22 protein-coding genes are annotated in these 26,894 nt (G+C 62.5%); 6 read left to right on the top strand and 16 right to left on the bottom strand.

Features of this window, described 5'->3' with window-relative positions:
• Nucleotides 1-29 precede the first annotated feature (29 nt).
• The 8 genes from AC3WLM_RS18455 to AC3WLM_RS18490 all read right to left on the bottom strand — a co-directional run bounded on the left by AC3WLM_RS18455 (nt 30) and on the right by AC3WLM_RS18490 (nt 9,812).
• Nucleotides 30-1,148 (bottom strand): FAD-dependent monooxygenase, encoded by a 1,119-nt coding sequence (locus tag AC3WLM_RS18455; protein WP_492478365.1) that lies wholly within the window; start codon nt 1,146-1,148, stop codon nt 30-32.
• A 13-nt stretch (nt 1,149-1,161) separates the two neighbouring features.
• Nucleotides 1,162-2,184, bottom strand: a complete 1,023-nt coding sequence (locus AC3WLM_RS18460; protein WP_492478366.1) for a VOC family protein — start codon at nt 2,182-2,184, stop codon at nt 1,162-1,164.
• A 117-nt stretch (nt 2,185-2,301) separates the two neighbouring features.
• Nucleotides 2,302-2,538 (bottom strand): hypothetical protein, encoded by a 237-nt coding sequence (locus tag AC3WLM_RS18465; RefSeq protein WP_039336705.1) that lies wholly within the window; start codon nt 2,536-2,538, stop codon nt 2,302-2,304.
• The gene (locus AC3WLM_RS18470) at nt 2,538-4,124 is read right to left on the bottom strand and encodes a phytoene desaturase family protein (RefSeq protein ID WP_193828832.1); all 1,587 of its coding nucleotides are present in this window, start codon (nt 4,122-4,124) and stop codon (nt 2,538-2,540) included. Before AC3WLM_RS18470 ends, AC3WLM_RS18465 begins: the two co-directional genes overlap by 1 nt.
• 1 nt (nt 4,125) lies before the next feature.
• Nucleotides 4,126-4,935, bottom strand: coding sequence for an SDR family NAD(P)-dependent oxidoreductase (locus AC3WLM_RS18475; protein WP_039336708.1), 810 nt, complete (start codon nt 4,933-4,935; stop codon nt 4,126-4,128).
• A 476-nt stretch (nt 4,936-5,411) separates the two neighbouring features.
• Nucleotides 5,412-6,419, bottom strand: coding sequence for a LysR family transcriptional regulator (locus AC3WLM_RS18480; RefSeq protein WP_230487879.1), 1,008 nt, complete (start codon nt 6,417-6,419; stop codon nt 5,412-5,414).
• Nucleotides 6,420-6,433: 14 nt separating this feature from the next.
• Complete coding sequence (locus AC3WLM_RS18485; protein ID WP_193828490.1) at nt 6,434-7,351, bottom strand: NAD-dependent epimerase/dehydratase family protein; 918 nt, start codon at nt 7,349-7,351, stop codon at nt 6,434-6,436.
• A 10-nt stretch (nt 7,352-7,361) separates the two neighbouring features.
• Complete coding sequence (locus AC3WLM_RS18490) at nt 7,362-9,812, bottom strand: TonB-dependent receptor (protein ID WP_492478367.1); 2,451 nt, start codon at nt 9,810-9,812, stop codon at nt 7,362-7,364.
• A gap of 145 nt (nt 9,813-9,957) precedes the next feature.
• Here AC3WLM_RS18490 and AC3WLM_RS18495 point away from each other — a divergent pair, with 145 nt between their 5' ends.
• Complete coding sequence (locus AC3WLM_RS18495; RefSeq protein ID WP_492478369.1) at nt 9,958-11,097, top strand: FAD-dependent monooxygenase; 1,140 nt, start codon at nt 9,958-9,960, stop codon at nt 11,095-11,097.
• Between the two features lie 133 nt (nt 11,098-11,230).
• On the opposite strand, the gene AC3WLM_RS18500 is transcribed toward AC3WLM_RS18495, so the two are convergent.
• Nucleotides 11,231-12,979, bottom strand: coding sequence for a hypothetical protein (locus AC3WLM_RS18500; RefSeq protein WP_492478370.1), 1,749 nt, complete (start codon nt 12,977-12,979; stop codon nt 11,231-11,233).
• Between the two features lie 355 nt (nt 12,980-13,334).
• Between AC3WLM_RS18500 and AC3WLM_RS18505 the strand changes: the two genes are divergently transcribed.
• A complete protein-coding gene (locus AC3WLM_RS18505; RefSeq protein WP_492478371.1) occupies nt 13,335-13,625 on the top strand; it encodes a hypothetical protein in 291 nt (96 codons plus the stop codon).
• A gap of 148 nt (nt 13,626-13,773) precedes the next feature.
• Here AC3WLM_RS18505 and AC3WLM_RS18510 read toward each other — a convergent pair whose 3' ends face one another.
• The 5 genes from AC3WLM_RS18510 to AC3WLM_RS18530 form a co-directional block, all read right to left on the bottom strand.
• Entirely contained in the window at nt 13,774-14,310 is a 537-nt protein-coding gene (locus tag AC3WLM_RS18510; protein WP_492478372.1) for a PepSY domain-containing protein, read from the bottom strand.
• A gap of 20 nt (nt 14,311-14,330) precedes the next feature.
• Entirely contained in the window at nt 14,331-15,617 is a 1,287-nt protein-coding gene (locus AC3WLM_RS18515) for a hypothetical protein (protein WP_492478373.1), read from the bottom strand.
• A gap of 260 nt (nt 15,618-15,877) precedes the next feature.
• Nucleotides 15,878-18,025, bottom strand: a complete 2,148-nt coding sequence (locus tag AC3WLM_RS18520; protein ID WP_492478374.1) for a TonB-dependent receptor — start codon at nt 18,023-18,025, stop codon at nt 15,878-15,880.
• Between the two features lie 152 nt (nt 18,026-18,177).
• Nucleotides 18,178-19,221 carry a LacI family DNA-binding transcriptional regulator gene (locus AC3WLM_RS18525; protein ID WP_492478375.1) on the bottom strand — a complete coding sequence of 348 codons (1,044 nt, stop codon included), beginning with the start codon at nt 19,219-19,221 and terminating at the stop codon, nt 18,178-18,180.
• Between the two features lie 127 nt (nt 19,222-19,348).
• Nucleotides 19,349-21,922, bottom strand: coding sequence for a TonB-dependent receptor (locus AC3WLM_RS18530; protein ID WP_492478376.1), 2,574 nt, complete (start codon nt 21,920-21,922; stop codon nt 19,349-19,351).
• 212 nt (nt 21,923-22,134) lie between these two features.
• Between AC3WLM_RS18530 and AC3WLM_RS18535 the strand changes: the two genes are divergently transcribed.
• Nucleotides 22,135-22,542: a MarR family winged helix-turn-helix transcriptional regulator gene (locus AC3WLM_RS18535; RefSeq protein ID WP_052242602.1), complete on the top strand. Its 408-nt coding sequence runs from the start codon at nt 22,135-22,137 to the stop codon at nt 22,540-22,542.
• On the opposite strand, the gene AC3WLM_RS18540 is transcribed toward AC3WLM_RS18535, so the two are convergent.
• Both AC3WLM_RS18540 and AC3WLM_RS18545 read right to left on the bottom strand, forming a co-directional pair.
• Nucleotides 22,539-23,972: a methyl-accepting chemotaxis protein gene (locus AC3WLM_RS18540; protein ID WP_052242603.1), complete on the bottom strand. Its 1,434-nt coding sequence runs from the start codon at nt 23,970-23,972 to the stop codon at nt 22,539-22,541. The two genes, AC3WLM_RS18535 and AC3WLM_RS18540, sit on opposite strands and share 4 nt — an antisense overlap.
• A 113-nt stretch (nt 23,973-24,085) precedes the next feature.
• Nucleotides 24,086-24,505, bottom strand: coding sequence for a nuclear transport factor 2 family protein (locus AC3WLM_RS18545; protein ID WP_082013445.1), 420 nt, complete (start codon nt 24,503-24,505; stop codon nt 24,086-24,088).
• A 110-nt stretch (nt 24,506-24,615) separates the two neighbouring features.
• Here AC3WLM_RS18545 and AC3WLM_RS18550 point away from each other — a divergent pair, with 110 nt between their 5' ends.
• The 3 genes from AC3WLM_RS18550 to AC3WLM_RS18560 are packed head-to-tail and all read left to right on the top strand — an operon-like array spanning nt 24,616 to nt 26,890.
• On the top strand, nt 24,616-25,623 hold the full coding sequence (locus AC3WLM_RS18550) for an NADP-dependent oxidoreductase (RefSeq protein WP_492478377.1): 1,008 nt from the start codon (nt 24,616-24,618) through the stop codon (nt 25,621-25,623).
• Nucleotides 25,623-26,360, top strand: a complete 738-nt coding sequence (locus AC3WLM_RS18555; protein ID WP_492478378.1) for a glucose 1-dehydrogenase — start codon at nt 25,623-25,625, stop codon at nt 26,358-26,360. The genes AC3WLM_RS18550 and AC3WLM_RS18555 overlap by 1 nt, the downstream gene beginning before the upstream one ends.
• Nucleotides 26,360-26,890: a VOC family protein gene (locus AC3WLM_RS18560; protein WP_492478379.1), complete on the top strand. Its 531-nt coding sequence runs from the start codon at nt 26,360-26,362 to the stop codon at nt 26,888-26,890. The genes AC3WLM_RS18555 and AC3WLM_RS18560 overlap by 1 nt, the downstream gene beginning before the upstream one ends.
• Nucleotides 26,891-26,894: the final 4 nt, after the last annotated feature.

A 26,894-nucleotide genomic window follows, 5' to 3' on the forward strand; every position in this document is an offset into this window, starting at 1 on the left:
GGACCCGTGATATCGATACCGCAAATGGATCAGACGGGTTCGGCAAGTTTCTTCCGAATCTGATCGGTCAGCTGCATCGGATCGCCGGCGCTTTCCGGATGCATTTCCCACTCGCCAAGCCGGATCGAACTCAGGCCAACCAGCTTTGCGCGTTCGAACCGCCGTTCCATGAACGCCGCCAGAGCGCTGTCTACTTCGCGCTCCGCGACTTCCTCGGCCAGCACAACCGCATCCTCGACGGCCATGGCTGCGCCTTGGCCCAAGTGTGGTGTGGCGGAATGCGCAGCATCGCCAATGAGAACGATCCGCCCTTGATACCAAGGAGCCGGCATGATGCAGGCTTCCAACGGGCGATAGACCACGAGCGAAGGGTCGGTGACATGCCGCGCCGCCTCAGCCAGGATGCCGCCGTATCCCTCGAGGCGGCGACGCATCTCGGCCGCGAGCGTTGCGGCAGGGAACCGGGGATTGCCAGGTTCTTCGAAGACCGCAAAGATGTACATCTCTTCAGGCGTCAGAGGGCAATACCCGGCCTTGCCCTTGTCCTTGCCGATGTAGATATCTGCCCACTCCAGCCCTTCCGGCCGGGGCACGTTGTAGCGCCATACGCCCTGCCCCGTGTATTGGGGCTTCGCTTCGGGCCAGAGCGCCTTGCGGACGGCGGAGTAGTTGCCATCCGCACCGATCACCAGATCATACCTGCCGCAGGTTCCGTCGGTGAACTTGACATCGATACCGTCGCCATCGTCACAGAGACTATCGAACGACACGCCAAGCCGGACCGGAATGCCAAGCGCACGGACCTTCTCGGTCAGCACCTTGTGCAGGGCCGGACGGGTAAGGCCGAGGTCCGAGGGCAGGCCGTCGACTGCCGTGTCACCGGGCAATTCCTTCAGGACGTTCCCGTCGATGTCGAGGAATCGCGCGCCGCGGTAGGCGTAGCCCGCCGCGACAGCGCGGTCCCCCAAGCCCAGCATGTTGAGCGCGCGGACGAAATTGGCCTGCACGATGATGCCGACGTGATAGACCTTCCAGTCCTTGTCGCGCTCGACGACTTCAACCGCTATGCCGCGCTGGTGCAGGCCGATTGCTGCCGCGAGGCCGCCCACACCGCCGCCGATGATGAGAACTCGGTTTGCCTTTGACATCGTATCGCCTTCCTTATTCGGCTGCTTCGGCCAGCGGGGCCGGGTCTGCGCGGTGGTAATGGAGCTGATCCGGCCGGGCATAGGTCACGTCCCAGTCCGGTTCGCTCTTCATGAAATCGGGGAGGTTCGTCATGTAGATCGCCGTGCCGAAGGCGCCGTCCCAGATGCGCGGCTTCCAGCTGTCGTCGACGCAATCGCAATCAGCGCCATACTCGGCCTCGCCACCGGCGGGACAGGGAACGTAGAAGAACGCCGCAGATGTCAGGCGATGGCGGCCGAAGCCCCAGTTCCAGTCGCCATAGGTATACCCGCGCCGATCCAGGTAGTTCTTGGCGACCATCAGCTCGTCGATGTCCTCGACTTCCCAGTTGGCGTGATGGAACTTCAGCGTGCCATTGAAGCCCGGCATCGGTGCGCGGGCATCGGCGAGGAAGATGTTGTGGTGCTCGTACGCGCCATCGGCCCGCATGTAGACCCCGAACCCCTTCTGCATGTCGGTGATGCGGAAGCCGAGCATGTCGCGGTAGAAGTCGACAGCTTCCTGCACGTCGGGAAAGGTCCAGACGCAATGGTGCGTGCGCTTGGGCACAGCGCGATCGATCCATTTGCGCGGCTGGTTGAGGCGGGCAATGCGGCCCACCGTGTTCTGCGGCGTTGGCGCGCCGAACACCTGTCGCGGCTGCCAGACCTGCAGACCGATCGCCTGGCCGAAAGCGGTGACGAAGTGCACCACTCCTTCGTCATCGGTCGAGATCGGCACGCTACGCTCAAGACGCGCGACGAGACGCGCTAGAGCCTGCTCGCTGCCAACCGCCCAGACGCACTCGTGCACGCCTCGCGCGGTCTGCGCCGTGCCCTTGGGCAAACGCTCGTGCCCGCGGGCGAGGAAGAGCGATTGCGAACCGTCCGCTGCTTCGAACATTGCCGAAGCGCCATCCTGTTCGACCAGCGTCAGTCCGAAGTCAGTGAAGAAACGAACGCAGGCGGCGACATCGTCCACCAACCATGTCAGCCGCCTGATTCCAATAATCGCCATCGCTGGTCTCCCGAAACTACGGGAAGAGTCATGACGGCGCGCAGACCTTGGATTGTTGATCTATCGCAATTCGACGAGATGCATTGTTTCGCTGCGATCCAATCCAGAAAACCGATATCAGTTCTTGCGGAACAGGAACGTCAGCAGAAACAGCACGGTGCGCAGATCGAGCAACTTCAGCGCCGCGCGCGCTTCGGCAGGGGTGAGCTTCGCCACCATCGGCATGGCCCCGAAGATCTTGCCGCGAATGACCAGAGTGTTGCCATCCGGCTCGATCTTGCGGATCGCCATCAGTTCCTTGTCGTTGGCATCGAGAATCGTCGCCACCGGCACCTTCTTGCGTGCGCTGCTCATTACACCGGCCCCCCGCATACCTTGTCGTAGTCAATCCCCATGTCGTCCATCATCTGGATCGCGGTGGCGCGCCCGGCGCCGAACACGCCGCCACCCGGGTGCATGAACGGGCCGACCAGATACAGCCCCTCGATCCCCGGCACGCGCAGGTTGCCGAGGTCAGGCGTCGGGCGATGCCCTGCCGACTGGTAGAAGAACGGCGCGCAGCCATGGATGTCGCCGCGCACGAAGCTGGCCGGGCTGTCGCGTTCGTGGTCCACCGGCGATCGCACGAGGCGGCCGGTGATGTTGTCGTCGGTCAGGTTCGAATAGAACTTGCGGTACTGGGCCAGCGCCTTGTCCGCCACTTCCATCTTGCGCTCCTCCCACGATGCGGGGCCGCCGGGGTACAGGTCATAGGGCGCGAAGTTCACGCCATAGAACACGCCCGCCCCTTCGGGCGCGCGGCTGGGATCGAAGATGGTGTTGTCGCCACCGGCGATCAGCCGCTCGCTCACTTCGCCGCGCCGCAGCTTGTCATACTCCAGGCACATGTCGCGCACGGTGTAGAAGTCCATCAGCTCGGTCATCATCGCGTTGCAATCGTTGCCGACCTTCAGCTTCAGGCGCTCCTTCAACGTCATGTGGGTGAGGTTGATGGAGAACGTGGACTGCGTCACGCGCTCGGCGCGGGCCAGCACCGGCTCGGGCGTTTCGGCCACGAACTTGCGCAGCACGTGCGGGTGGATCGCGCCGATCACGCCGTCGCGAGCCATGAAGGTTTCGCCGTCGACCAGCTCCAGCCCCGTCGCCTTGCCGCCCGAAACGATCACGCGCTTCACTTCGGCATTGCAGCGCACTTCGCCGCCGAAATGCTCGATGGCGCGGACCAGCGCGTGGGAAAGCTGGCCCGATCCGCCCTTGGGCATGGAACAGCCATAGGTGTGGACGATACCCGGCATCACGAACGCGCCCATGCCGGTGCCCAGTTCATCGGGCATCTGCAGGTTTTCGGTGACCATGCGCACGATGTGCAGCTTCAGCAGCTCGCTGTCGAAATAGGCGTCCACGATGTCGAGCGCGGTGCGCTGCATCAGGTCGAGCAGGAAGCGCCCTTCGTCCGACTGGTCCATCATCGCCACGAAGGCGCCCATGGGGAAGGGCGGGCTGTACAGGCCGCTGACCAGCATCGGCAGCGCCGTCTGGCTCATCTCCACGAACCGGCGATAGGCGTCGGCATCCTTGGGGCTGCAGACGCGGGCCAGTTCCTCGCAGGTCTTGTCCAGGTCCTTGTAGCTGCGGATGACGGTGCCGTCGTCCCAGATGGAAACGTGGATCAGGTCCGGATAGATGTATTCCAGCCCGAATTTGGAAAGCAGGCCCAGCTCGTCCTCGCGCAGCATGGGGTTGCCTTGGATCATGATGTGCACGTTGGAGTGCTCGTCATGCCAGAAGCCGGGGTGCAGCAATTCACGCGTGGAAACGCCGCCGCCATAGTGAGGCTTGCGTTCCAAGACGAGCACCTTCTTGCCCGCCTTGGCCATGTAGGCCGCCGCGACCAGCCCGTTGTGGCCGGCGCCCATCACGACAATGTCGTACTGGCTCATCTCAATGTTCTCCCGAAAAGAAGCTGCGGAAGCCGGCAAGGCCGGGCACGTGGCTGGCGCCGCCGCCGTCGCAGACAAGCACCTGGCCGGTCACGTTGCGGGCGGCGTCGCTGGCAAGGAAAGCCGCCGCCTCGGCGATGTCTTCCGGATCGCCCAGCTGTTCGCGCAGGGTTTCATCCTCCACCACCTTGCGCAGCGCGGGCGGAAAGGCTTCGCGCAGCGCCGGCGTCATGGTCATGCCCGGCGCCACCGCGTTGCAGCGCACGCCCAGCTTGCCGTGGCTGGCGGCAATGGCCCGCGTCATCTGGATGATGGCGGCCTTGCTGCTGGAATAGGCGGCCTGGATCAGGTGGCCCTGCAGCGCAAGGTTGCTCACCGTGTTGACGATGTTGCCGCGCACCTCGCGCAAGTGGGGCAGGGCGGCCCGACACGCGATCATCGTGCCGCGCACGTTGACGGCATAGGTCCGGTCCCACAGCGCGGTGGCCATGTGTTCCACGTCGCCATCCTGCTGCGCAATATCGGGGCCCAGCAGCGCCGCGTTGTTGTGCAGCACGTCCAGCCGGCCGAAATGCTGCACCGTGGTGGCGATCATCGCCTCGGTCGATGCTTCGCTTTCCAGGTCCAGGTGGATGGCAATGGCGCCGGGCAGTTCGGCAGCCAGTCCCTCGGCCCGGTCGATCATGATATCGGCCACGGCCACCTTGCCGCCCCGCGCGCTAATCAGTCGTGCGGTGGCTGCGCCAATACCCCCGGCGCCGCCGGTGATGATGGCCACCTTGCCGTCAAAGCGGGTTGCGTCTGCGCTCATGCAAGTTGCTTCCTTTCAGTTCCAAGTCTGGCGTCCAGCTTGATGGGCCTTGACCGCACCGTAGCCCGGCAGGCGCATGGCGTGCCGCTGCGCCCGAAGATCGTTACCACCGCTGATCGAGATCTGCGCCGCCGGCAGTCTGCGTAGGTCTTAAGACAGCTTCCAGCTGCTCTGTCGCTGCGACCTGCTCTCCCATGCAGTTGGCCCGATGCTCCGCGAAGGGTCGGCGATTGTCATCGCTCTTGGAAAGTTGGCTTAAACGGTTCGCGCGAGAGCGGAAGAAGGCACTTTTTTGTGCCTTGGGGAATGCCAGTGAAAGGCGCACGCGCGTCTTCCGAGAAGATCAGATCGCATGCAAAATCGTCCGCCAGCGCAGCACGACCGTGATTTTCAAGAGATCAGGTGCCGTGTCGGACGGGAGGGACCAAACCGTTTCAGCAGTATGAGGGGGCGTGACCACATCTGCGCCGAAGGGGTCAACGCTGGGGATGGTTCATCCGGTACTCGACCTCGATCTGGTTGCGGTCGATCGAGCCACCTGAAAGGGCCAGAACATTGGCATCCGGTTTCGGAGTATCCTTGCTCGCCGCAAACATCAGCCGTTCGACCACCCAGCGCAGTGCACGGTCATTGTTGTTCGCGATGTTCCACTGCACCGCTTCCCGGATCGGGGGGATGTCGAATGGAATTTCGCGCATGACAAGCGGCATCGATCGCACCACGATCTCTGCCATGCGTCGATGCATGGTTGCAATGCGCTTCGTGCCCAGGATCAGACCGGGCAGCGACAGGAAGGAGGGAGCCACGACTTCGACCCGGCGCTGCTGCTTTTGCCGCCTGACAAACCAGTCCTCGAAGGCTGGCACGCGCGCCTTGCCGAAACGCGGACTGACGTGTCCCAGTGCGAAGTACAATTCCTTGGTCATCGGGCCTGCCAAAGCCGGATTATTCTGATCGCCAACCACGACGTAGTCATCCTCAAACAGCAGCTGGCTCGGGTGGTCGGCGGAGATGGCGTAGTCGATGGTCAGAAGCAGATCGATATTGCCGCGCTCGATCGCTTCGATCGGGGTGTCGTTCATCGGCTGAATTTCGAACCGCATGCCGGGCGCGTCCCGCTCCATTCCAGCCAGAACCCCAGCCAACAGGACTTCGGTTGAATAGTCGGAAGCCATAAGCCGGATCGCGCGATCCGCAGTTGCCGGATCGAATGGCGGCGCGACGGCAACCGTGGTGCGGATCTGCTCGAGCACCGCGCGTACGGGCTCGATGAGCTCTTCAGCCCGAGCGGTCAGGATCATGGTTCTTCCCTTGACCACGAGCAACTCGTCGCCAAAGTACTCGCGCAAGCGACCAAGCGCGCTAGACGTGGCAGATTGCGAAAGGCACAACCTGTCGGATGCAAGGCTTACGCTCCGCTCTGTCAGGAGCGCGTCGAGAGCCACCAGCAGATTTAGATCGAGACGCCCGAACCGCATTGCCATCTCCCGTGCTCCCGTCAGATCGCAGCGAGAGCGTTGGAGACCAGTCTAGCAAGATCTCCGTCATGCGCAAAACCTGCCCGCATGGCTGCCGCAGTCTGGAGAGGCGGCTGCGCAGCAAAGGCAGCTTCAAGTGCCTCGTCATTGCCATAACTCACCAGCGCTTCAGACACGCCGCATTGTCGCGCGATCTCCGCCGCGAGGTCGCCCATGGAGACGCGCAGTGCTGGAAGGGTCACGGCCCGCGTGGTGGGCAAGCTGGATGTATTCAACCCGACTGCATGGCGGAAGTTCTCGGCGCACTGCCGGACGGACTGTGCCCAGATCGTTCCCCCGGCGGAAACCGGGCAGAAGAACTGCTCGCCAGCCTTCAGCGCGTGGAACAGATCGGACATGAACGCCGACTTCATGCCGGACGGTCCCTTCGGCCGGGCGAGAATACCTGGCAGTCTGACAGTCACCCCGTCAATCAGGCCGCGGTTGGAGAACATGGCCACGGCATGCTCCATCATCGCCTTGTGCCCGCCATAGATCATTTTCGGGCTCAGCGGCGTCGCGTCATCCACGACAGGTGGCAGAGGATCGCCGAACACGGCAATGGAACTGGCATAGACCACCTTCACACCATTGTTTGCAGCCGAAGCCTCGAGCAATAGATCATACATGGCATCGACATTGATGCGTCGTGACGCTGCCGGGTCCGTCTCAGCGGCTCCCCCCGGAACGGTGGCAAGGTGGACAAGGGCATCACATCCTGATCCGATCGCGCGTCTCCGGACCTCCGCATCTCCGAGATCGCCAGCAATTGCCTTGGCACCTTCAGGGATGGCATCGGCAGAAAAGTCCATGCCCGTCACCTGATGGCCGGCATGGAGAAGCAGGCGGACAAGCTCGCGTCCAACGAAGCCACCAGCGCCGGTCACCAGGATATTCATCTTCAAGTCCTCAGAAGTTGGCCGAGAAGCGCAGCCCATAAGTACGCGGTGCGCTGTAATGCGCGACGGCAACGCCCATCGGCGAGGACTGCGGCGTAAGATTGCGACGCTCGTTCTCGATGTTCTGGACATATGCCGTCAGGCCCCAGGCGCCCTCGGGCGCACGCAGGCTGACAGAGGCACCAGTCGTCCAGTAGGCAGGGACGCGCTCGAAATCGAGAAACTCGAACGCTGCCCACTGGCTGTCGCGCCACGCGGTATCGACGTTGGCAACCAGTTCGAGATCATTGCCAAGCGGCACAACCTGTTCGGCCGAAAGGTTCACCGTCCACTTCGGGCTGTACAGGAGTTGCTTGCCAGAGCAGTCGTAGCTGATGATCGGCGAACCGTTGCTTGTCGTTCCGGCCGAACCCGAAACCGGGCAATTGAAATTGTCGAACGGTATGGCCGAGGTCAGGGTCAATTCCTCGTACTTGCTGTCAAGATACTGCACCTTGGCACCAAGCGTCGTGCCGCTCGCCGGCTTCACGATCACGTCCACATCGAAGCCCTTGATGGTCGATCGACCCGCATTCTCGTTCGAACTGATCAGGGTGCCGTTTGAATCCACTGTGAAATACGTGATCTGCTGATCGCGGTACTTCCAGATGAAGCCTTCAAGGTTCACCTGCAGCTTGTTGTTCAGGAAACGGTTCTTCGAGCCGATGGTGTATGCGGTGATGAACTCGGGCTTGTACTTTTCCTTCAAAGGGGAATCGACCATCTGGATGCCGCCTGCGCGATAGCCGGATTCCACCGTGGCATAGACAAGGCTGGTTGGCGTCACATCGAATTCGGCAGAGGCCTTCCACGTCACTCTCGAGAAGGTGTCGGTGTCGTTGATGTTGTTGTACGTCTTCAGAATGATCCCGTTGGCACCGTTCACTATGGGATAGATGATCTGGCCCGACTTTGTCGTATTGCTGGGCGGGCTGATCGCGACATTGGTGTTGATGAAGCCGTTGCTGCCCAGCCAGCCAATGGCATCGTCGGCGTTGAAGAAGTTGGGCAGGTGGGGCATCTGGCCAATGCAGAACGGCGGCGCACTCTCGTTGCAGACGGCAATGATGTTGTTGATCAGGCCGTTCACCGTCTTCTTGTCATGCGTATAGCGCGCGCCGCCGACAAGGCGAACGCGGTCCGAAACATGAGCAGTCAGTTGGCCGAACGCGGCAAGGCTCTCGGTCTTTGCCGTGTAGGTCTGGATCGGGAGCACGAACTCCTGATTGTAGATGTTGTTGGCGTCGATCGTCTCGTTGAAATAGAAACCGCCGACGACGTAGTCGAACATCCCTGCCTTGCCCGCCAGGCGCGCTTCGAGGCTGCTCTGCTTGGTATCTTCGCGCACGTTGCCGGTATTGAAGGCCGGCCCGTAGAATTCCGAACGCTCGCGGGTCTTGCGATAGGCTGGTATCACGGTGAGCTTGCCAATGCCGGTCTGCAGGTTGAATTCGGCGTTCACGCCCCAGTAAGTGATGTCCTGGCTAGGGTCGCTCTGCATCGGGCGGCGGAAATCCAGGCCGGGCCCGCCCAGCTGCGTCGAAATCCATGCGCGCGAGGCTTCGCTGTTGAAGCCCTCCGACTGCGCGAGGCCCGACGAAACGAAGGTATAGCCGCTCCCTGTAGGAACGAAGGCACCAAGATAATTGCCGCCCACGCCCTTGCCGCCGACGTGGCTGTAGTCCGCACCGAGACGCACCGACAGGTCCGTCGAAGGCTCATAGAGGAACTGCGCACGCAGCGAACCGCGCTTCGCGTCGTCCGTGCCGTCCTTGTTGTAGCCATCGTGGGTCATGTAGGCGCCGGCAATGCGCAACGCGGTGTTCTCGCCGGTGGCGATGTTGGCGCGGGCATCCACGTCGATCTGGTCGTAATTTCCGTAGGCGAGGTTGAAGCCCATGGAGTTTACGCCCAGTTCCGGGCGCGCCGGCAGCACGTTGATGGCGCCACCGGTGGCATTGCGCCCATACAGGATGCCTTGAGGGCCCTTGAGCACTTCAACGCGCTGCAGATCGTAGAATGCCGCGCCGAAGACGCCGCCGCTGCGGCCGAGCACGACACCGTCATAGCTGGGCGTAACGGCCGGGTCGTTGTAGCTGCTCGTTGTGATGTTACCCACGCCGCGGATGAATACCGAGGCGACACCAGCGCCAGGCGCGGGAATGCTGAGCGAGGGCACCGCACGGGTCAGGTCTGCAGCGTTTCCGATGCCGCGCTGCAGCAGATCGTCGCCCTTCACCGCGTCGATTGGAATGGCAGCTTTCTGGATGCTTTCGGTCCGGCGCTGCGCGGTCACGACGATCTCGCCGATGCCGCTGTCGTCCAATACCTCGGCGGATTGCGGCGCAGCGTCCTGCGCGATGGCTGGCGTCGCGATCGCGAACGTCGAGATTGCAGTCGAGACTAGAAGCAGATTGCGCATTGTTCCCTCCCCAGGGCTGTTGTCGCGTGAATTTCTGCCGGGTCGATAGCCCGCATCCGCGCCAATATCCCACCGATTGTATCAATGGCTTTCCATCCATCGTTCGGATTTGAACACATCGCCGCGTTCGCTAGGTCATGGCACCATGACTGGGAAAGCTATCAGCAGCATCGCCACGGCGCTCGTCGTCGGCGGGGGAATTGGCGGTATGGCGTGCGCGATCAGCCTCGCCGAAAGGGGGGTGGCGGTCGAGTTGATCGACCTTGATCCGGATTGGCGCGTATATGGCGCCGGGATCACCATCACAGGCCCCACTCTCAGGGCCTATCGCGAACTGGGCTTGCTCGACGAGATCAAACAGTTCGGCGCGGTAACGAACAGGACCCGCTTGTTCAAATACGATGGCAGCCACATGCTGGACCTGGATGAGCCTGCTCTGGAAGAGGGGATTCCGGCGAACGGCGGCATCATGCGCCCCGTGCTGCACCGGCTCATGCAGAGCAAGGTCAGGGCGCTGAACATTCCGGTACGGCTCGGGATCACCGTTTCAGCGCTTGATGACAACGGAACCGGCGTAGACGTTCGCTTCTCGGACGATTCAACAGGCAGGTTCGATCTGGTTGTCGGTGCTGACAGTGTTTTCTCGGGGGTAAGGGACCTGGCTTTTCCGCACATGAAGCCCGCTGAACCGACCGGCCAGGGGTGCTGGCGAATCTCTATCCGCAAGCCTCCCGAACTTGATTCCGCGGAGTTCTTTCTCGGCCATGCCCATCCTTGCGGCATAACCGTGTGCGCACCGGACATGATCTACATGTGGATGCTGACCCCGCACGTGGAGCGCGAGAGCTTCATGTCGGATGAGGAAATGTTCGAGACGCTCAAGGAGCTTCTGGCCGATTTCGGGGGCAGCGCCGGATGGATACGCGACAACATGTCCAAGGACGACTGGATCAACTATCGGCCGCTTTCGGCGGCCCTGCAGCCACGCGACTGGTTCAACGGACGGGTTGTCCTGCTTGGCGATGCCGTACATGCCACGACGCCGCACCTTGCATCCGGGGCTGGCATGGCGGTGGAAAGCGCGGTCGTCCTCGCGCAGGAGCTGGCCAGCACCGATGACGTACGGGCCGCACTTCTGGCCTACCAGGAGCGCCGTTTCGAGCGCTGCCGCGACGTGATCGAGACAAGCGTTGCGGTGGGAGCGCTGCAGTTGCAGAACGGGGACCCGAGCATTCACGCAACGATGCTGGGAGACGCCCTGCACCGCCTGAGCAATCCATTCTAGGATTACCTGGCACGCAAAAAGATACAGCGCGAGACTCCGCTCTCGCGCTGTTTTTTTATGGACAATCATCGTCCTGCAAAAAGAAAGGGCACCGCAGCCATGCCGCGGTGCCCCGAATGCCGTTTGCTTTTGGCTACCTCGTGGTCACCACGATCGCGCCCTTGATCTTTCCGGGCTTGAGCGCGACGGGACGGCCGTTTAGCGTTATGCCAAGCGTGCCGGTGGCAGCCTCGATCTGCGCGCCGGGTTCGGTCTCGAGCGCATTGAGATAGCTCGTGCCGGTGACAACCCAGCGGGATGACTTGTCCAGCGAGACCGTCAGGCCACCCTTTTCGCCCTTTACGGGAATCGCCGTGTTCGTGACGTGGCCAATCTCCTGAAAGGTTTCCTTCACCGGATCCTTGCCGCTCGCCGGGGCAACCGAAGACGTCGAGATCGTTCCAATGACCTCGGCATTCTCAAAGCGCAGCACCATGGCGCCCTGCTTCGGCCGACCGTTCCAGAAGTTGCCAACCAGCTTCGTGTTGCGGAACGTGCCGATGATGTTCGGGTCCTTCGGCTTCTCGTCCGGACGCCCTCCCGTCGGGCCCATGCCGGGCGGTGGCGCCGAAGCCCCTGCCGGCGCACTCCCGCTCATCATCGCCTTCAGGAACGGATCGTCGTTCTCCATGCCCTGCAGGATGGTGCCTCCTACCGCAGTGACCTTGGCCGAGTCCACGACGATCGTCGTGCCGATCCCCTTCACTTCGATGGCGACAAGCCCGGCGTGGAGTTCGCTGCCCTTGTCGATGGTAAGAACGCCGCCGCCGACGCCGGAATGCATCATAACGCCATAGCGCCCCGCCTCGACGAGGGTGCGGTCGGTCAGGGTGATCGACCCTTCCGCCGCCATGATCGCTCCGACATCTGCAGCACGGATCACGCTGCGGCGGAAGATGTTGTGCGAATCCCCGATGGAGTACGTGCCGTAGCCAGACTTCACCGCTTCGACGAGGCTGTCGGTGACCGTCATGCGCACGCGCTGGTTGTCATCGGTCGACAGGACGCCCCATCCCTCCGAGCGAATGTGCGAGTTGTTGATGAACATCGTGGCGCGGTCGACCAGGTTGCTTGACCGGACATTGCCCGAAAGGCCCAGCATCCATGGCACTTCCATCATCTTGCCGACGTCGACCGTGAACTGGTAGTCAGCTGGCAGCGTACCGTTGTAGGTCTCGATCTCGGCATTGTTGATGTGCATGACGCTGTCACCGCCCGCGAACAGCGCAGTGCGGATGGCGCCGCGGGTCCGGATGATCGGGCGATTGAGCGTTACTTCGGCCTTGCCCGTCGACATGACGGCTGCCCCGAACCCGGCAAAGTCATTGCCGCCGTTGCCGATAAAGTCGATCACCGGATGATCGATCGTGTACTTGCCTTCTCCGGTAACGATGATGCCGTTGAAGCGATCGCCTTCCGAGGCGATCCGGGCATCGGAAACGGTCCCCGCGCCGAACGATGCGGCACGAACCGCTGCACTTACCGATTTTGCCGCGACCGGCGCACCGTTCTCGACATAGAGCGCCGTGCGGAAGTGATGCAGCGGAAGCTCATGATACTTGACGGGAATGTCGTCCGTCACCGTGAGTACGACGTCGCCCGAATAGCGTCCCGGCGCAATTGCGCGTTCAACACCGTTGACAGTCAAGGTGAGAAGCTTGCCATCCGGTGCCGTCGGCAGGTTCCCCGCCACCAGAGTCAGTTCGGGCAAGGCCACGGTCTGGCCAACAACACCGCCGACTTCCTTGGCCGATGCCGCCGGTGCGCAAACTGAAACCGCAAGAATGATCGGAGCAAACACTGCCCCGATCATTCCGCTCGATGCCATATAACGTCTTTTCATCAGCAAAGCCTCTCCACTGGTTCAGACACCCGGATTAACCTTGTGCAATCGCTCCCACAATCGCCTACGAATGATCCTGACCATCCTGTTCCGGCGATACGTTTCAATCTGTATCAGAGTGGCGCGCGAACTCGAATTTCCGATACAATTGATACCTCCCACTCTGTATTCTTAGATATTAATCCCGTCATCTCATCACATTGCACCCCGCCCGGCCCGGCAAGATCTCCTGCCACGGCAATCCGCCCGAAATGAACGGAACGTTCCCCCATAGGAAGTCGATATCTGCGACCGGTTTCAGAACTTGGTTGCCCGAGAATGATCTGCATTCTCGGATCTGAGGCGCAGGATCTTGTTGGCCGAGAATGGCCCGGCCGAACAGCAGTGTTTCATCGACACCAACAGCGGCCAGATTTTTTCCGCGCACCGTCAGGGAAGGAACGGTCCCCTTCCTGCGCTGGGGCCGTATCAGGATCGAAGACGCGAAGATCCTCGAGCGGGAACTTTCCCACTCCGGCGCGTGGCGATGCCGGCTGCCTGCACCCAGACCATTGACAAGAGCCGGTTGCCCAGCCGCGAGGAACTGCTGCACGTTCGCCAGGCCATGTTCGACAGCGCGATCGCGCTCTCGGATCAATGCCACTGATGGAGACGGCTGTCTCCCCGTCGAAGGAGCCGAATGAAGGAAGTACAACGGCCAGCCCGCCGACAGGGGCGCGCAATCGGCCCGGCGCCCTGCTTGTTCAAGTCAGTGTCATCACTCGGATATTCCCGATGTCATCCTCGCCCCGCCGCTACTTCCAGAAAAATTCCCTGTTCTTTCGGCGCTTGCGCAGGTCCCACCAGATCTGAAAGCCAGTCACGCTGAGGACCAGCAGCGCAATCCCGCACAACAGGCTGACGATCCGGCCCCCCCAGCTGAACGTGTAACCCGCGTGAAGGTCCTGCAGCACTATATGGAAATCAGCCGGGCGCGGCGGTTCGATAATGCGCTTGCCGGTTGTCGCGTCGATCTTGATCTGCTTGCTGCCGGGGGCAAGTCCATCTGCCGCGACCAGCGTCACGTGCGTGGCATCCAGATTGATCTGGAGGGACCTCACCGGAAAGTCGGTCTCGGAACGTGCCGTTGCCGCCAGCGTGCCGACCATGGCCTCAAGCTCGGCATCGGATGGCAAATTTCGTGGCGGCGCCTGGATGCCATGATCCGAACCCGGCGGCTTTTGCCCGAGACGGATCATGTCGACATGAAGCAGCGTTCCGGTCAGCGCGACGAAGCCCAGCAGAATGGCAGAGGGCAAGCCGAACCATCTGTGCCAGCGGCGCATCTTCATGACTGCACCCCGCCCCACCCTCAGCCGGAGAAGACCAGGCTTCCGCCCGAGGGCAGCTTGCGCGGCGCGGAGGCGCCAGCCCCGCGAACCTGAACCGTCACGCCTGCCGTCGCATCGATCGCGCCCAACGTGGCGCTGTCAGCAGCAGTGACAACGGAGTTTTCGTTCGCAGTCCACTTGCCGCCGCCCTTGATGGCCAAAGTGACGTCCTTGAGCGCGCCCGTAAGGGAAGCATGGTCGAGCACGACCATCGTCGTGCGATCCGGGTCGGTATCGATGATGCCGCCCTGCAGTTCCGAGTTGGTGACGGTCAGGAGAACGCCGGGCACCGGCTTGCCATTGGTCTTCGTCGCGTTGGCGTCATCGTTCTTGCGGACTTCGAGCAGGACGTTCCTGGCGCTTGCGACCTTGCTCGAGGCGATGGCGATATTGGCGTTGGCGCTCTTTACCAGCAGCGCGCTGCCCCGGGCCACGACGTTCGAATTTGCGATCTCAAAGGTTGCTTGCTCGGTAATGTCGAAGGCCATGACCGAATGGATCATCATCACGTTATCGGCCGCCGTGCCGGTCACACGATCGTAGCGCGTCCGTGCCTTGCCAGCGATGATTCCCATCATCCCTCCGCTATCGATGCTCGAGCTGTTGACGACCACGTTCGCCCCAAAATCGGCGTAGGTGCCATAGCCGGCGCGACGCACCCTGATCACGCAATCGTTGGCTTCAAGATACAGGGCATCGCCCGCAGCATCGGTCGAAAGCGCGCCCCAACCGTCGGCTTCGATCGTCGAATTGTAAACGTAGGTCCGCGAGTTGCTCATCGCCAGCAGGGTGCGCGCGGTGCCGACGAGGCCAAGCGGCGCAGGCGGCTCCATCATGCCGGGACCGATGCGCGGCTTGTAGTCGGCCGGCAGCGGGCCGCCGTTGGCAACGAGCTTGCTGCCATAGATCTTCACGGTCGCATTCTCGGCCGCGACCAGCGCAGACGAGATCGGCCCGTTGGTCTCGATGGTGGAATCGGTCAGGACGAGCGCCGCGCCGTTGCGCGCCAGAATCCCGGCGCCAGTACCAAGAAAGTCGTTGGTACCGGTGCCCGAAAGACGGATTTTCGTGCGCTTGATTGTGATAGCCGTCTTCCCGCCTTCAGCCAGGATCGGGTTGAAGGCGTTCTGTGCTGATGTGATCGTGGCACTTTCGACCAGCGTCGCGGTCGCGGTTGCCAAGGCAGCGTCCTTCGGCGACGCGGCATTGAAGGCACCGTCGGTAATACGCAGGCCGGTGGTGTACTTGGTTGCGGCCATGGTAGGCATTGCCGGCATGCCGCCCGGAGGGGGGGCGCCAGCGCCAGGGCCATTTCCCGGGGGCGGAGCTGGTTGGGCGTGGGAGGTAACTGAAAATAGTGCTGCTGTAGTAGCCAGCATGACCGCAAGACGCATGCGTAACCTCTTCCCGATTTCGACAGGTGGCAAGCCGACCTGCGCTTTGAACATTGGTTTTTCCCGAGATCTGAAGGCAGTGCCGTTCACGCGAACATGAACGGCACTGCCGCGGCGCCCCCCAGCGTCGCAGATCAGAACTTGTAGTTGGCGGTAAGGCCGTAGGTCCTCGGAGCGGCAAGCTGCGCGTATCCGAAGAAGTGCGACTGCTTGATTGCCTGATCGTTCACGTTCTTGATGTAGCCTGTGAATGTCAGGCTGTCCGAGAATGCAACCTGGACCGAAACGTCACCTGTGGCATAGTCGTTCTGCACCGAAGGATGCGTATCGGCCACCACGGTGGTTTCCGGATATACGTTCGATGCGGACGAGAACCGGAGGTCGGCGCGCGGGGTGATCCTCAGGTTCCCGAACTCGAAGGCATGCTCGTAACCGGCCTTGACCGACCACTTCGGGCTGTTGGGGAACGGCACGCCCACGTAGAAGCCGTCGAGACCGTCCAGACGCGAGTCGAGATAGGTGACCGAAGCATTGAAGCGCCCGCGTCCACCCACGGCGATCACCGTCTCGGCTTCAACACCGTACTCGCGGCCCGGCATCGTCGGTACGAACAATTGCGGCGGGAACACCGTGAAGTTCGCGATCACCAGCTGGAAGGCCGAGTAGTCGTAGTAGAAGCCGGTAAGGTTGAAGAGCATGTCGCCGCCGGCGAGCTTGTTCTTCAGTCCGATCTCATAGGACGTCATCTTTTCCGGTTCGAACGTGCCGAGCCCGAAGCTGTACCCGCCCTGGCGATAGCCCGAGGCGATGGTGCCATAGAGCTTGGACTTGCCCCCGAACAGGTCGGCTTCCAGGCCGGCACGATAGTCGAAATGCTCGTCATTGAGCGGCGTCAGCGCTCCGGTCAGGTCGAGGCTGTCGACGTTCTCGCCGCTCACCTTTTCCCAAGTGTAGCGAACCCCGCCGATGGCGCGGACCGTATCGGTGATCGGAACGGTGATCTGACCGAAGATGCCATCGGTCTGCGACCGGCGTATTTCGGGCTCGTACGATTCAGCGCGCGCCTGATCTGCCGAGAGGCAGGTGCCCGAGGCAACCGGGCCCGGAGGTGAGCCGACCGGAAGCGCACTGAAGCCCGCCGCCGGGATGACGTAGTTGCCATCGACGTCCTGGCACGGCGTCGACACGGCCTGGGTGATGTTGCGGCTCTTGTAGTGGTAGAAACCCACACCCCAGTCGAACGGCGAGCCCGGCTGCGAAGCGTAGCGGACCTCGATCTGCTCCTGACGCGTGAGCTTGGGATCCAGCGAGTCCGCAAGTGAACCACCGAAGGCACCGATGGTGCGTCCCTTGGTGATCTGCAGCGACGGCAGGATGCTCAGGGTGCCCGGCCCGATGTCCGCGCGCAGTTCACCCCAGTACTTGTAGGAATTGACGCGCTGGAAGCCGACCGACACGTCGGTCGTCTCACGCGTACCGGCAAGGATGCTGGCGATCGGCACGGCACCCGGACCCTGGCCACGCAGCGCCGAATGCTCGACGCCGAGCAGCAGGCTGACATCGTCCGAAGGCTTGAACAGCAACTTCGCACGGCCGGCATACGACTTGTTGTCGTCATGGCCATTGCTCATGTAGCCATCGCGCGAGATCCCGGCACCCGAGACACGGATCGCAACCTTGTCGCCAAGTGGCACGTTCAGCGCACCCTCGCCGTGGATCAGCGAATAGTTGCCGCCCTCGAGGCCAACATAGCCCTCGACCTTGTCGAGAACCGGGTTCTTCGAAACGACGTTTACGATGCCGCCTACCGAGTTGCGGCCATAGAGTGTGCCTTGCGGACCACGCAGGACCTCGACCCGCTCAAGGTCGTAGAAGCCGACCGAGGCGTTTTCGGCACGGCTTGAGTAGGCACCGTCGAAGTTTGTGCCTACCGCGCCCTGCCCCATCTGCGGCGGCAGCGACAGACCGACGCCGCGGATAGAGACCAGGAAGCCGCGTGCGGCACCCTGCACGACGACCGCCGGCTCGTTCTTGAGCACGTCATCGATCTTCGTGGCGCCAGACTTGGCGATCGCATCACCCGTCACGACGGTCAGCGCGATTGGCGTGTCCTGAATCGAACGCGAGAACTTGTCGGCAGTAACGACAATCTCGGGAAGGCGGCCGTTGTCGTCTCCAGCCGCAGACTGGTCAGCCGACGACTGGGCGAGCGCCGGAATGGACAGCGCGGCAAGGCCCGCGGCTGCGCAAGACGCCAAAAGGCGCGGTGTGATCTGTGACAAAATCCCCTCCTCTTAGACACAATTCTTATGTGCAGCTTCTGGTTGAACGTATGGGACCGGTTGCACAAACTGAAGGATTCGGACGATACCTATCCATCCGACCGATAGGTCGTCGGGTCCTCCGTCAAACCCCGACGAAGCGGAATATCTGGCTATTTGGTCCGCTGATCCCCGCCGTGCGATCCGTCGCGGGCAGTGCGCCCCGCAGTGCTGCTGCGGATCACCAGTTCGCCCTGGACCCGCAGAACTTCCTTCGGCACTTCCGAACCGCGTATTGCCGAAATGAGGCGTTGCCAGGCGGTGTCGACGATTTCTGGGACAGGCACGGCATAAGTCGTGAGGTCGAAGGCAGGCCACGCGGCAATCGGAACATTGTCGAAGCCGGCGATCGCGACATCCTCACCGGGCACAAGCCCGCAACCGACAACCGCCTGCAGACAGGACAGGGCCATGAGATCGGTTACGCAGAAGATGCCGGTGGGACGGTCGGGCAACCGCAACAGTTCCGCTGTCACGCGGGCCGTGGTCTCGAAATCGTATTTTCCGCAAGCGACGATCGGCTCAGGCAACCCTGCTCTCAGCATGGCATCCCTGAAGAACGCCGTTCTCTCAACGCTGGCCGAACTTTCGGCAAGGCCATTGATGACAGCCGTCCGGGTAATTCCCAAAGACTGAAAATGCTGCGCAACCGCCTCCCCGCCATGCCTGTTGTCCGCAGAAACCCCGCCAACCTGTGCCGTCAGATCGACATTGTTCAGCATGATGACCGGGACGCCGGCATCCTCGCATTCGCTGGCTACCCGAGTGGCAAAGGAGGTTGAAGCCATGATCACGCCATCAAGCCTGAAGCCGAGAAGTTCATCGAGAACTGGCTCGAGCCCGGCCTCGCCGCGCGTTTCGAAGAGCACGCAGCGGTAGCCATCCAGACTGAGGCGGTCGTTCAACCTGTCGACCAGCTCGGGATAGAACTGGTTATCGAGTGCCGTGATGGCGAGGCCAATCAGGTTCGAACGATTGGTCGATAGGGCGCGGGCGGCATTGCTGGGTCGGTAGCGGAGCTTGCGCGCAGCCTCGAAGATCCGCTCGCGCACCTCGGGCGCCACATACCCACCGTTGTAGGCACGCGAAACTGCCGACTTGGATACGCGAGCCAACCGGGCAACATCCGTCCCGGTGGGCACCTTGCTCTTGCTCATCACCACGAGTTTTGGCGCACTGCACAACCCGCTGCAACCGGAATAATGCAGATCGGGTACCGCGACCATGTCTTTCCGGAAAAGGGGGCGGGCGCGAACCGAACATGGTCCGCGCCCCCCCCTCACCTCAGAACGAACGGCGGACCGAAACCGACCAGGTCCGCGGGCGGCCCGGCTGTCCCGATGCCGTGCCTGCGCCGAACGCTTCCTGCAGCAGGGTCAGGAAGTAGTACTTGTTCGTCAGGTTCTGCACTTCGAGCGTGACGCCCCAGTCCTTGGCATCCGATTGCCAGCCGAGACGGGCATTGGCGAGGAAATAGCCGTCAATCCGGTTGGACAGGCGCAGCGTGGTGATCGGCCCGCCGCCACCGGCATTGCTGAACGGCGAAGGCGTGACCGGGCTGTTGGCCGCCACCGTGCTGCTTACCGCCAGGCTGTCGATATTGGCGGCCTCGGTGTAGATCTTCGATTGATAGGCACCATCGAGGCGCACCGTAACCATGCCCTTGAGCACGTCCGGAATGTCATACTGCACGCCGATCGCCGCCTTCCACTTCGGCGTATAGGGCGTCACGTCGTTCAGCGTCACCCCGGTCGAGAGCGTATCGACCTTCTGGTACTTGAAATCGAGGTAGCTGAGCGAACCGTCGATCGTGAAGTTGTCGACCGGACGGATCAGCGTCTCCACTTCGAAACCCTTCACGTGGGCCGACCCGACGTTCGATGGCCGCAGGCACGGGGTGGCCTGCGAAGACCCGCCCGGACCCGCCGTGGCAAGGTCAAGGCAGTTCACGCTCGACAGGATGATGTTCTTGTAATCGTTGAAGAACGCCGAGACGTTGAGGCGCAGCTTGCGATCGAACAGGTCAGACTTGAACCCGGCTTCGTAGGCAGTGATCGTCTCGGGCCGGAAGGCGGTCGCCTGGCTCGGGAAGAACGGACGCGGATTGACGCCGCCGGCGCGATAGCCGGTCGATACCTGTGCGTAGAACAGGAACTCGGGGCTGAAGCGATAGTCCGCCGCCACGCGCCAGTCGACGCGGTTGTCACGGAACTTCGCGGTCAGGCCGTCAAGCCCGAAAAGCAGGCAGTTGGGCTGGTTGCCGATGCCGGTCGGACCTGCAGTGGGCGCGCCGAGGAAGAAGTTGCACGGACCCTGGATGTTGGTTCCATCCGGATTCTTGCGGACGTAGCCATAGTCCTTCTCGTCCCATGACTGGCGGATGCCGCCGGTCAGGTTCGCAGCATCGCTCAGCGCATAAGTGAAGTTTGCGAAGATCGCCTTGTTCTTGGCAGGCGTCGGATCGGGGCCGTGGCGGAAGTCGATCCCGGCATAGTTCAGGTTGATCCGGCCGGTGAAGGTGCCGCGCGTATCGAAGTAGAAACCGCCCACGGTGAAATCGAGCTTGTCGTCGAGCACCTTGCCCGACAGACGCAGTTCCTGGCTCCACTGGCGGTTCTTCTGGGTCTGGTTGAGATTGTTGTTGGCAATCGGCGAACCGTCGGAATCGTAGGACCAGTCCGCCGTGTACCGGCGCCATGACGTGATCGACTTGAGCTTGAGCTGGTCCGAAACGTCAACGTCGATGGTCAGCGCCGCGCCATAGTTATCCAGATCCGAATGCGGATCGGTGAACGTCGGCTTGTAGGGCATCTGGCTGTCGGGCCGGGCCGGGTCCGCATAAGTCGCATAGGAGATATAGCGGCGATCGTATCCGGTGATCGTGTCGCAGCTGTTCACCCCGTTGGGCACGAACATGCAGTTGAGCGGAATGCCCGCGCCGTTGGTACCTTGCAGGAACGGACGGCCACCGGTGAAGGTCGCATTCGGGCCGTCGAACACTGCCGAGGTATTTGCATAGAGCAGCACGTTTGCGCCCGGCTCGTTGCGCTCGCGCGTGTAGTCGCCAGAAAGGTTGATATCCACCGTCTCGGTCGGCTGCCAGCGCAGCGAGACCTTGCCCGCCACCGACGACGTGCCGCCGACATTGCCCAGCACCGGGTTGGCGCCCTTGGCGAAGGTCGGGACATTCGTGCCCGGATGGGTCAGGTTGTAATCGAGCCGCTTGACGTAGCCGTCGATATTCTTGGTCACGCCCGCCACGCGCATGAACAGGTTTTCCGACAGCTTGAGGTCGAACAGCCCGCGCATGTCGATGCGGTTGTAGCGGCCATAGGTCGCCTCCATCGAACCGCTGTTGCTGCCTTCCGGCTTCTTGGAATAGAGTTTGATCGAACCGCCCAGCGAGTTGCGCCCGGCCAGCGTACCCTGCGGCCCGCGCAGCACTTCCACGCGGTCAAGATCGGTCAGGTCCAGCAGCGAACCGGTCAGCGTCGGCAGGTATACGTCATCGATGTACATGCCCACGCCCGGCTCGAGCGCAAAGTTGGGGTCGGTCTGGCCGACACCGCGGATGAAGGCAATGATGCCGGGGCCGAGTTCCTGGCCCTGCGGTTTGAGCGTTACGTTGGGCGCCTGCGCGGCGATTTCCGACACGTTGGTCTGCCCGCGCTGCTGCAACAGCTCGCCGCTCACAGCCGTGATCGCCAGCGGGGTATCCTGAAGGTTCTGGGCGCGGAACTGCGCGGTGACGACGATCTCGTCGGTCGTTGGCACCTTTTCCTCGGCAGCATCCTGCGCCAGGGCGGATCCGGTCATCGACAGGGCAAGCAGGCTCGCGCCCGCGCGAAGCAGTTTCATCATCCTCTCCTCCCACGCCGTGCCCGGTTGCGACCTGGAGGCTTTTCACCTGTCGGCACGCTCCGATTTTTTCGGATCGCGGCCTTTCGGTCGAAGCATCGGCGATATCGGGAGTATGCCCGATTTCATGTTATGGTCAATAGCAACTTTTGGTAGAATTGGCGTGACTGGTTGGTGATGCAAAACCGCCCCGGCGATGATAGGCAGCAGGCATGAAACATCCGCTCGATCCCATGCTGGGCTTTCATCTGGTGCGGACCGCGAACCTTGCCCTGCGCGCCGTCAACGCCTCCTATGGCGATCTTGGCCTGCGCCATCCCGACGCTGCGGTCCTGCTGGTCATCGAGGCCAATCCGGGCATCACGCAAAGCGCCATCGGCAAGATGCTCAAGATCCAGCGCTCCAACATCGCGACTATGGTCTCGCGGCTGGTGGATCGCGGCCTGCTCGAACGCCGGCCGGGCAAGGGCAAGACCATCGGCATGTTCCTGTCCAGCCAGGGCCAATCGGTCATGCCTCGCATTCACGCCGCCTCGCACGAGGGTGAGGCCCTGCTCACCGATGCCATCGGCGAGGACGCCTACCGCGCCGTTCTCGAAACGCTCCGGAAGATTCGCTAGGCTACCCGCCGCAACTCGGGCACCTGGTGGCTGTGGTGTCCCGAGAAGACCGCCACCGCCGTGGCAAGCCTGCCCGATGTCGTGGCCATGCTGCGCGTTGCCGCCGCGCTCTGTTCCACCATGGCCGCGTTCTGCTGCGTTGCGAGGTCAATCTCGCTGATTGCCTGGTTGACCTTCAGGGCATAGGCCGCCTGTTCTTCGGTCAGTTGCGCGGCTTCGACCACGCCCGTGCTGATCTCGGTCACCTTGCCGATGATCGCATGGAGCATCACGCCCGTGCCTTTGACCAGTTCGGCGCCCCGATCCACCTGCTCCCGGCTTGCCGAAAGCAGCTTCTTGATATTGTCGGCCGCTTCCGACGATCGCTGCGCCAGCGCCCGCACCTCATTCGCCACAACGGCAAAGCCGCGCCCCATCTCGCCCACGCGCGCAGCCTCGACTCCCGCGTTCAGCGCCAGCAGGTTGGTCTGGAAGGCGATGCCGTCGATGATCTCGGCGATCTGGACCACCTCCTGAGCGCTCTGCTGGGCATCGTCCATTGCGCTGATCGCCTCGCGCACCGCCTCGCGGCCCTGCGTCGCCTCGCTCTCGGTATCGTGCGCCGATACCCTCAGGTCTGCCATCGACCGTGATGTCTTGTTGAGACCACTGCTCAGTTCATCGATGGCGCGCGCGCAATCCTGCACATTGTTGGCCTGCCGCTCGGTGCGCGAAGCCAGGTTCTCGGTTGCTGCACGAATTTCGTCGGTCGAGGTGGCAATGTGGCTGCTGCTGTCGGCCACGAGGCCGATCGTCGCGGAAAGCCGTTCCAGCGCCTTGTTGAAGTCGTCCTCGACCTGTCGGAAGCTTTCCGGCAGGTCGCTCATCCGCGTCGAAAGATCGCCTTCGGCCAGCGCACGCAACGATACGCCCATCTTGCCCAGCACGATGTCGCGCGTGGTCTTCTCGGCCATTTCGAAGTAGGTCGAAAGGGCGATGTCCATGTCGATCATCGACACCTTGACCAAGGCCACCAGATCCTTGGCCATCCGCCGCCTTGCCGGCGAAAAGCGCCCTGCCCCGCGCAGCACCATCGCCTCGATCATGTGCTCGAGGATCAGCGCATAGCCGCCGATGTACCACTTGGGCTCGAGACCGATGCGGGCATGGGTATTCCCGATCGTCAGTGCGCGCTCGTGATAGGCCTGGTCGAGCCCGTCCTCGAACACCCTGATCCAGTGGTCGGCTTGCGCATTGCGGGCGTGGCGCACCCGGTCCGACGAGGAGAAGAACTTGCCCAGCGCAGGAGTGGCGCCGAGCTTGTCGTAGAACTTCTCCAGCCCGCCATCCACCGTCCGCGCCACGAAGCGCGCCAGCCGATTGAAGCTGCCCTCGTTCCTGCCGAGTTCGTAGAAGCCAATGCGTTCCTGCAGATCCCGTGCGACGACCATGTACAATCCTTTCCGGTACAGGCCGCAAGCTAGTTAACCGGACTGAATTGGTCGGAAATGGGGCGTTATGGGAATCCGTCTATGCACGAAGGGACAGGGTCAGGTTTGGCGAATCAGCTGACTGCGGCGCCCTTCGCCTTCACCTCCGCCGCAGCCCGAAAGACGGCATGGTCGAAATAGAAGGGTTTGATTTCGCAGCATTTCCCGTCGCGGAAGCGGAACATTTCGCACAGTTCTGCCGGCGCAAGCGAAGGGTCGGCGAACTGGAACGATAGTATCGTCACCGCGTGATCCTTGCCCGCCGTGGTCTCGACACGGTTAAGACCAGCAACATCCACCAGCCCCATGACCTTGATGTAGAGTTCCTTCAGCGCATTCTTGCCGCGATAGACGCCTTCCATCGGCAGGCCCGGCGCTTCGCTGACGATGAAGTCGTCGGTCAGCATGGAGGCTGCCTTGTCCCAATCGCCCGTGCCGGTTGCGGCATAGAGGTCGTCGACAAACTGGATCATCTCTTGTGCGGTCATGGTCATGGCGTTGTCCTCTCTCGTTCTTGGCCACAGGATCAACCATGAGCTGCTTCGCGGAAACCTAGCGATATGGCTAGCGATGCGTTTGCGCGGGGCGCCGCTAAGGTCCACTGATGGAGAGGACACGCCAGATCACGCTCGCCCGCCGCCCCGTCGGCATCCCGGTCCCCGAGGACTTCTCGCTCGTCGAGGTTGATCGGCCAGTGCCCGGCCCGGGGGAAATCCTCGTGCGCATGCGCGTCGGCTCGTGCGATCCCGCCATTCGCGGTTTTCTCGATGACCGGCCCAGCTACCTGCCCCCGGTCGCGCTCGGCGCACCGATCAACGGCATGTCGCTTGGCGAAGTGGTGGAATCGAACAACCCGGACTGGCCCGTCGGCACGCTTGTGCGCACGTTCGCGGTCTGGTCGGAATACTATGTCGTCGGCGCAGATGCGCTCGGGATCGAGAAAGTGGAGCAGGCGCCGGGCGTGCCGCTCCAGCATTACATGGGCGCACTCGGGCCGGTCGGGCTCACTGCGTGGGTTGGCCTGTTCGAGATCGGCAAGGCGAAAGCTGGCGAAACCGTGGTCGTCAGTGCCGCGGCCGGCGCCACCGGCAGCACCGTGGTCCAGCTCGCCAAGGCGGCAGGGTGCCGCGTGATCGGCCTTGCCGGTGGTCCGGCCAAGGCGCAGATCGTCAATGACCTCGGCGCGGATGTGGCGATCGACTATCGCGCCGTTGATGATCTGGCCGAAGCGATCAAGGCAGCAGCGCCAGACGGGGTCGATGTCTATTTCGACAACGTCGGCGGCGAAACGCTCGACGCCATCCTGCCGCTGATGCGCCTGCACGGCCGCATCGCCGTCTGCGGCATGATCGCGCAATACAACGATGCCGATAATCCCCACGGCAACCGCAACCTGTGGCAACTGGTGGTCAATCGCCTCACCATGCGCGGCTTCATCACTTATGACCACCCCGAGGTTCTGGGCGAAGCGCAGGCCATGCTCGATCGCCTCTTCGCCGAAGGGAAGCTCAAGCCGCTGGAGAACGTGCGTTCGGGCATCGAGAAGCTGCCCGAAGCCTTCATCGAACTGATGAGCGGCAAGACCACCGGCAAGACACTGGTGCTGATCTGATGGCGGTGCTGGCCGGAAAGATCGCGTTCGTCACCGGCGGCGCATCGGGCCTCGGCGAAGCCATCGCCCGCGCCTATGCCAGCGAAGGCGCGTCGGTCATCATCGCCGACATAGACCAGGCCAATGGCGAAGCTCTCGCCACGGCACTCGGCGCGCGCTTCGTCCATCTCGACGTGACGCAGGAAGCCTCCTGGGCCAAGGCGTTCGCCCCGTTTGAGCGCATCGACGTGCTGGTCAACAATGCCGGGATCACCACCCTCGGCTCGATCGAGGAGATCACGCTCGACCAGTTCCGCCATGAACTCGATATCGACGTGCTCGGCGTGTTCATGGGCACGCAGGCCGTCCTGCCGAAGATGAAGGCCCATGGCGGGTCGATCATCAACATGTCCTCGCTTTCGGGCGTGAAGGCCTCGGCCAACCTCGTCGCCTACAACGCGGCCAAGGCGGCAGTGACGCTGATGACCAAGTCCTGTGCCCTGCACTTTGCCGAAAAGGGCTATGGCATCCGCTGCAACTCGATCCACCCCGGCGCCATCCACACGCCGATCATCGACAAGGTGCTGGCGCAGAGTGACGATCCGGACGCGCTTTACCAGAGCTTCGTCGATGTCCACCCGGTCAAGCGCCTCGGCAAGCCTGAGGAAATCGCGGCCATGGCCGTGTTCCTTGCCAGCGATGCCAGCGCCTTTGCCACCGGCGCCGAATTCCGCGTCGACGGCGGCGCCTCGATCTGATGAGCGGGCTTCCGATCCGGCAGGTGGCGTTCTTCGTCGAAGACGTGCGCGCGGCCGCCCGGGCACACCATGAAGCCTTCGGCTCCGGCCCGTTCTTCGTGGCCGACAACATTCCGCTGGCTCGCGCGGTCCATCGCGGGGTGGAGCGCGAGCTGGATCACAGCTCTGCCTATGGCCAGTGGGGCGATGTGATGGTGGAGTTCGTCGCCCAGAACAATCCCGGCCCCTCCCCCTTCCGCGATCTCTATCCCGAAGGCTCGGGCCGCTGGGGAATGCATCATGTCGCGGTCTTCGTGGACGATGTCGATGCAGAGCTTGCCCGTCTTGCCGCACGCGGCGCACCATGCGCCCTGCGCGCCGAGATGACCGACGGGTTCGTCTTCGCCTTTGCCGACACCACCGCCACGCTGGGCCTGTTCACCGAACTCTACGCCCCCACAAAAACGCTGGTTGATTTCTACGCCATGGTCGCGCACGCGGCGAAGGATTATCGGGGATCGGACCCGATCCAGACCATCCGATTGACTTGAGGAC

This window comes from Novosphingobium sp. FW305-C-30-35, from assembly GCF_058783135.1.

What these genes read in the sequence shown, in the direction of transcription:
- AC3WLM_RS18470 (WP_193828832.1), bottom strand. Translation starts at nt 4,124, where the DNA reads ATGAGCCAGTACGACATTGTCGTGATGGGCGCCGGCCACAACGGGCTG.
- AC3WLM_RS18550 (WP_492478377.1), top strand. Translation starts at nt 24,616, where the DNA reads ATGGAGAGGACACGCCAGATCACGCTCGCCCGCCGCCCCGTCGGCATC.
- AC3WLM_RS18455 (WP_492478365.1), bottom strand. Translation starts at nt 1,148, where the DNA reads ATGTCAAAGGCAAACCGAGTTCTCATCATCGGCGGCGGTGTGGGCGGC.
- AC3WLM_RS18465 (WP_039336705.1), bottom strand. Translation starts at nt 2,538, where the DNA reads ATGAGCAGCGCACGCAAGAAGGTGCCGGTGGCGACGATTCTCGATGCC.
- AC3WLM_RS18495 (WP_492478369.1), top strand. Translation starts at nt 9,958, where the DNA reads ATGACTGGGAAAGCTATCAGCAGCATCGCCACGGCGCTCGTCGTCGGC.
- AC3WLM_RS18485 (WP_193828490.1), bottom strand. Translation starts at nt 7,351, where the DNA reads ATGAATATCCTGGTGACCGGCGCTGGTGGCTTCGTTGGACGCGAGCTT.
- AC3WLM_RS18560 (WP_492478379.1), top strand. Translation starts at nt 26,360, where the DNA reads ATGAGCGGGCTTCCGATCCGGCAGGTGGCGTTCTTCGTCGAAGACGTG.
- AC3WLM_RS18490 (WP_492478367.1), bottom strand. Translation starts at nt 9,812, where the DNA reads ATGCGCAATCTGCTTCTAGTCTCGACTGCAATCTCGACGTTCGCGATC.
- AC3WLM_RS18480 (WP_230487879.1), bottom strand. Translation starts at nt 6,419, where the DNA reads ATGGCAATGCGGTTCGGGCGTCTCGATCTAAATCTGCTGGTGGCTCTC.
- AC3WLM_RS18525 (WP_492478375.1), bottom strand. Translation starts at nt 19,221, where the DNA reads ATGAGCAAGAGCAAGGTGCCCACCGGGACGGATGTTGCCCGGTTGGCT.
- AC3WLM_RS18475 (WP_039336708.1), bottom strand. Translation starts at nt 4,935, where the DNA reads ATGAGCGCAGACGCAACCCGCTTTGACGGCAAGGTGGCCATCATCACC.
- AC3WLM_RS18555 (WP_492478378.1), top strand. Translation starts at nt 25,623, where the DNA reads ATGGCGGTGCTGGCCGGAAAGATCGCGTTCGTCACCGGCGGCGCATCG.
- AC3WLM_RS18515 (WP_492478373.1), bottom strand. Translation starts at nt 15,617, where the DNA reads ATGCCTACCATGGCCGCAACCAAGTACACCACCGGCCTGCGTATTACC.
- AC3WLM_RS18460 (WP_492478366.1), bottom strand. Translation starts at nt 2,184, where the DNA reads ATGGCGATTATTGGAATCAGGCGGCTGACATGGTTGGTGGACGATGTC.
- AC3WLM_RS18510 (WP_492478372.1), bottom strand. Translation starts at nt 14,310, where the DNA reads ATGAAGATGCGCCGCTGGCACAGATGGTTCGGCTTGCCCTCTGCCATT.
- AC3WLM_RS18540 (WP_052242603.1), bottom strand. Translation starts at nt 23,972, where the DNA reads ATGGTCGTCGCACGGGATCTGCAGGAACGCATTGGCTTCTACGAACTC.
- AC3WLM_RS18500 (WP_492478370.1), bottom strand. Translation starts at nt 12,979, where the DNA reads ATGAAAAGACGTTATATGGCATCGAGCGGAATGATCGGGGCAGTGTTT.
- AC3WLM_RS18545 (WP_082013445.1), bottom strand. Translation starts at nt 24,505, where the DNA reads ATGACCATGACCGCACAAGAGATGATCCAGTTTGTCGACGACCTCTAT.
- AC3WLM_RS18535 (WP_052242602.1), top strand. Translation starts at nt 22,135, where the DNA reads ATGAAACATCCGCTCGATCCCATGCTGGGCTTTCATCTGGTGCGGACC.
- AC3WLM_RS18530 (WP_492478376.1), bottom strand. Translation starts at nt 21,922, where the DNA reads ATGAAACTGCTTCGCGCGGGCGCGAGCCTGCTTGCCCTGTCGATGACC.